At 59.6% G+C, this 5,189-nt stretch carries 4 protein-coding genes; 3 read left to right on the forward strand and 1 reads right to left on the reverse strand.

Annotated elements, in window-relative coordinates:
* Positions 1-56: 56 nt before the first annotated feature.
* Entirely contained in the window at positions 57-290 is a 234-nt protein-coding gene (locus R6V78_RS00320; protein WP_410287320.1) for a hypothetical protein, read from the reverse strand.
* A 560-nt stretch (positions 291-850) separates the two neighbouring features.
* On the opposite strand from R6V78_RS00320, the gene R6V78_RS00325 reads away from it, so the two are divergent.
* The 3 genes from R6V78_RS00325 to R6V78_RS00335 all read left to right on the forward strand — a co-directional run.
* A complete protein-coding gene (locus R6V78_RS00325) occupies positions 851-1,876 on the forward strand; it encodes an HlyD family secretion protein (protein ID WP_410287321.1) in 1,026 nt (341 codons plus the stop codon).
* A 170-nt stretch (positions 1,877-2,046) separates the two neighbouring features.
* Positions 2,047-3,681, forward strand: coding sequence for an efflux transporter outer membrane subunit (locus R6V78_RS00330; RefSeq protein ID WP_410287322.1), 1,635 nt, complete (start codon positions 2,047-2,049; stop codon positions 3,679-3,681).
* Positions 3,682-3,803: 122 nt separating this feature from the next.
* The coding region (locus R6V78_RS00335) for an ATP-binding cassette domain-containing protein (RefSeq protein WP_410287323.1) at positions 3,804-5,189 on the forward strand (1,386 nt) is incomplete at its 3' end.

The raw sequence follows: 5,189 nt of genomic DNA on the forward strand, positions 1-5,189 counted from the left end.
CCCAGCCCCGTGAAGGAGTTGTTGCGCCAGCGCTGGCTGATCCGGAACTGCGAGTTTCAAGGCCTTCTGGTCGAGCTGCTGGAGGGGGATCTCGAATTGGCCAGCACCAGGGGCAAAAATGGTTTGGCGTCTTTTTCAAACTGCAGCAGGGTATGGACTTCGGCCAGGAACTCCATGTGCAGCAGCGAGACCTCGTCGATGATCAGCCAGAGTTTGAGTTTTTTGGCCCAGCTCAGTTCGGTGACCAGGCTGCGGATGGCTTTGAGCATCAAGGCGCGCGAAAACGTCATCGGGCACGGACCGTCACATTGCCTCGAACTCGGTCAGAATGGTTGTATCCCCACCAACACCAAGCAAGACGGAACGGAACGAATGTGTAATGCCGAGATCGCCCAGGCAAGTCGCGGACAAGGTGATTCCTCCCGAGCCATCAAAAAGTCATGCGCTACCACTGCGATCTGCAGTCAACAGCCCTCGTCTCCCCACGCGGAATTGGAACTCAACCACATCGACCGGAGCCTCATGACGGTAGGTCAACGGTGAAAAGACTCGTGGCTATACGGCATTTGGAAGAACCAGGGTTGTCCGTCGCGGCCGGGTGTCATCAGCCACTTGCATCGGGACCAAGGGTGACATTTAGGATGGCATCGCTGTGGGCCTCGGATCTCCAGCGGCTCCGGGACCATCTCGGAAGAGCCCCAAACACGTGAACTGCGGCAACATAGTATCTGGCCGCGTCGAAGGCCACCCTATCGATGGAGGCCCGATGCCATGAATGGCGCTGGTGAACAGGGGGTGGTCACCGAGGATAATCAGTGACGAATTAACGATGAAATCGCAGGAGTCTACCATGTCCGAAACCATTTCAAAAAAGTCGCTGTTAAAGATCGTTCTGGTGGTAGCCGTCCTTGGCGCCGGGTTTTTCGGTTACCGGTATTGGAAATCGATGCAAAGCTCGCTCCCTGATGGGATTGCTTCGGGGAATGGCCGCATCGAGGCCAAACTGGTCGATTCCGCCGCCAAGGAATCGCTTCGGGTCAAGGAAATTTTAGTTGACGAGGGCGATCTCGTCGAACCGGGACAGGTGCTGGTGCGGCTTGACACAGTCACGCTGGATGCCCAGATGGCCGAAGCCGAAGCCAAGGTAGCTTCGGCCAGGGAGCGCGTGGCCATCGCCGACGCCGGAATAGCGAGGAGCCGGAGCCAGATCAAACTGGCCAGAATAGAGGTGGAACGAAACCGGAAACTGGTCGAGGAACGCGCCGGTTCCCAAAGGGAATACGATTTCTCCAGGACAAGGCTGGAAACCACCATGGCAGAGCTCAAGGAGGAGGAAGCCCGCCTCCAATCTGCAAAGCAGGAGGTCATAGCCGCCCAGGACGCCGTCCTTGTGATCAAGACCCGTATCGATGATGCGACGCTGAAGTCCCCGGTGCGGGGCAGAGTGCTATATCGCCTGGCGGAAGTCGGCGAGGTGGTGGCTCCCGGCGGCAAGGTTCTGACGCTGGTCGACCTGGGAGACATCTATATGGAGATTTTTCTCCCTTCCGAACAGGCGACCAAGGCGAAGATCGGCGCCGAAGCACGGATTACAGTGGACAGCGCCCCGGGTCGCGCCGCCGCCGGATACGTCAGCTTCGTATCACCGGAGGCGCAGTTCACTCCGAAACAGGTCGAGACCAAAAGCGAGCGGGAAAAGCTGATGTTTCGCGTCAAGCTCAAGGTGCCAGAAGAACTGGTTATTTCCCACATCCAACAGGTCAAGACCGGGATACGGGGGGTCGGATACGTAAAACTGGATGAATCCGCTGTCTGGCCGGCCTGGCTCCAGAACCTGGCGGGCTCCGCGGACAAGAAGCCGGATGCCAGGCCGTAGCGGATTGCTGAAAAACCGTGTACCGTGTCTCTCAGGCAAGGGCCGGATATAATGAAAAACCTAACCTGTTCAATCCCCGGAAGCTTTTAAAAGCCTTACGAGAGGTCACTTCAGGATCAAAAGGGCAGCTTTCAACAGCCTGAAAGACAAACCATCCAAGGAGAGCCTTGATGCGGATCCATGACAATACCGAGCCCAGGATGCCCCGAGTCCCTCTGACCCTTTCCCGTGCAGCTTTTGTGCTGGCCATGATAGTGGCGCTTGGGGGATGCGCGGTGGGTCCGGACTTCGTAAAACCAGACGCCCCGGTCTCCGAACACTGGAGCGGCAAAGGCGATCCGAGGGTGGTGACCCAGACCGCAGTAAACAGCCGCTGGTGGCAGGCCTTCAACGATCCGACCCTTGATCGGTTGATTCAGGCCGCCTATCGGCAGAACCTGCCGCTGCAGATCGCCGCCTTGAGGATCATGGAATCCCGGGCCCGATTGGGCCTGGCCATCGGCAGTCAGTTTCCCCAACAGCAGGAAGCCTTCGGCAGCGGAACCAAAATGGGTCTCAGCCGATATGCCCCCAACAGCTATAGCGTGGATCGCAATCACTGGGATTATCAGTTGGGTTTTGATGCGGTTTGGGAGCTGGATTTCTGGGGTAAATTCCGGAGAGATGTGGAAGCGTCCCGCGCCGGCCTGATCGCTTCCATGGCCGACTACGACGACGCACTGGTCTCCCTCACCGCCGAGGTCGCCCGCACCTACACCCTTATCCGCACCTACCAGGTGCTGATTGATCTGGCGTCAGAAAACGTCCAGGTCCAAGAAGAGGGGCTGCGAATCGCCGAGTCCCGGTTCCGCAACGGGGTTACCACCGAACTCGATGTGGCCCAGGCGCGAACCCTGCTCGAGAGCACGCGCGCCGCCATCCCCCAACTCCAGACCCAGCTCCAGCAGTCCCAAAACGCCTTGGCCACGTTACTGGGACAGCCGCCGGGCATCGTTCAGACCTTCCTGACCGAGCACCAGGGCATTCCCACGGCGCCTGTGGAAGTGGCGGTCAGCGTCCCGGCGGAACTGCTGAGGCGACGCCCCGACATCCGCAGCGCCGAACTGGCCGCCGCAGCTCAATGTGCCCGCATCGGCATTGCCAAAGCAGATCTCTTCCCCAGCTTTTCACTTTTCGGGAAACTCGGGTACCAGACCAGCATCCAGGGTGGGGCGGCTTCCGGCAAGGCGAACTTCGGCGATCTCTTTGACAGCAGCAGCTTTTTCTATTCCTTCGGGCCGCAGCTCAATTGGCCCATCCTGAATTACGGCCGTTTGAAAAACAATGTGCGCATCCAGGACGCCCGTTTCCAGGAACTGCTCGTCAATTACCGGAACACCGTTCTCACGGCAACCCAGGAAGTGGAAGACTCCCTTACCGGTTTTCTCAAAGCCCAGGAAACGTCGGCACGGGAGCAGAAAGCGGTTACTTCCGCCCTGCGTTCGGTGGAGATCGCCCTGACGCAATACAAGGAAGGGGCTGTAGATTATCAGCGCGTTCTGGATACGCAGCGTGTCTTGTTGCAGCAGCAAAACAACCTGGCGCAGGCCCGTTCCACCATTGCCACAAATCTAATTGCCCTCTACAAAGCTCTGGGCGGCGGTTGGGAGCTCCGCCAGGGCGAGCCGATCCTGGCGGAAAGCACGCTCGCCGAGATGAAGAAACGGACCGACTGGGGCAACCTATTGCCCCCGGCCCCGCTGCCGCAAACCCTGCCGCCGGCGGCGCCCCAAAAATTGCCGGCTTTTTCCAGCCGTGGCCTGTAGCTGGCCGACCGGCAGATCCCCCGAATGACCCGTTTTAAACGCCGGTAGAGAAACTCATGTCCAAAATTCGCGGAACCTTTAATCCAACCCTCTTCAACTAGGGCATGCAGGAAGTCTGATTCATGAAATCCTCCGCTTCTCATGCATCTTTATCCCCAGCCGTGGGCAAACCGGTGGTCTCCATCCGAGAGGTCACCCATCTTTATGGCGGCGTCGCGGCCCTCAACGGCATTTCCCTGGAGGTCCCCCAGGGCCTCATGGTCGGCATCATCGGCCCCGACGGGGTTGGCAAGTCGACACTGATGGCCCTCATGGCCGGCTCCAAGAAGCTGCAGCAGGGGAAGATGACCGTCCTGGATGGGGACATCGCCGACCTCCACCACCGTCAACGGGTCTGCCCCCGGATCGCCTACATGCCCCAAGGCCTGGGCCAGAATCTCTACCTGGAACTCAGTGTCCGCGACAACGTCGATTTTATGGCGCGCCTCTTCGGCCTTTCCGCTGGGGAGCGTTCGACCCGTGTCATGGAACTGCTCGATGCCACCGGACTCGGCCCCTTCCCCGACCGCCCCGCAGGCAAGTTGTCAGGCGGGATGAAACAGAAGGTGGGGCTCTGCGGATCCCTCGTCCACGAACCAGATCTTCTCGTTCTCGATGAGCCTACCACGGGCGTCGATCCTCTCTCCCGGAGGCAGTTCTGGATCCTCATTGACGATATTCGCACCAACCGGCCGGGCATGAGCGTTGTCATTTCCACCTCCTACATGGACGAAGCCCAGCAGTGGGACTGGATCATCGCCATGGACGCCGGACGGGTGCTGGCGACCGGAACACCGGCGGAACTGATGGAAAAGACGAAGACTTCCGACCTTGAACAGTGCTTCATCGCCCTGTTGCCGGAGGAAAAACGTCGGGGGCACACCAAACTGACGATTCCGCCGCGGGTCTCCGGCCACACGGAAATTGCCATCGACGCCAAGGGCCTGACGCGCCGTTTCGGCAGCTTCACGGCTGTCGACCACGTCACCCTGTCTATTGAGCGGGGGGAGATTTTCGGTTTCCTCGGTTCCAACGGCTGCGGGAAATCGACCACCATGAAGATGCTGACGGGGCTGCTGCCCCCCACCGAAGGAAGTGCAACCCTCTTCGGCCAGTCGGTCGAAGCCGGCAGCATCGAAGTTCGCAAGAACCTCGGCTACATGACGCAGGCTTTCTCCCTCTATGGCGAACTGACGGTGCGCGAGAACCTGGTCCTGGATGCCCGTCTCTACCATATCCCGCCCGAAAAGGCGGAAGCGCGCATCCGGGAACTGGTCGAAAAGTTCGGGCTCGCCCCCCATCTCGACTCCCTGGCCGAAGAGCTGCCGATGGGCCTGCGGCAGCGGCTCTCTCTGGCGGTGGCGGTTCTCCATGAACCCGAGATGCTGATTCTGGATGAACCGACCTCCGGGGTCGATCCGGTAGCGCGGGACAGCTTCTGGGAACTGTTGATCGATCTTTCCCGACGG

Source organism: Desulfosarcina sp. (assembly GCF_046496365.1).
Lineage (GTDB): Bacteria > Desulfobacterota > Desulfobacteria > Desulfobacterales > Desulfosarcinaceae > Desulfosarcina.

What these genes read in the sequence shown, in the direction of transcription:
- R6V78_RS00320 (WP_410287320.1), bottom strand. Translation starts at nt 290, where the DNA reads ATGACGTTTTCGCGCGCCTTGATGCTCAAAGCCATCCGCAGCCTGGTC.
- R6V78_RS00325 (WP_410287321.1), top strand. Translation starts at nt 851, where the DNA reads ATGTCCGAAACCATTTCAAAAAAGTCGCTGTTAAAGATCGTTCTGGTG.
- R6V78_RS00330 (WP_410287322.1), top strand. Translation starts at nt 2,047, where the DNA reads ATGCGGATCCATGACAATACCGAGCCCAGGATGCCCCGAGTCCCTCTG.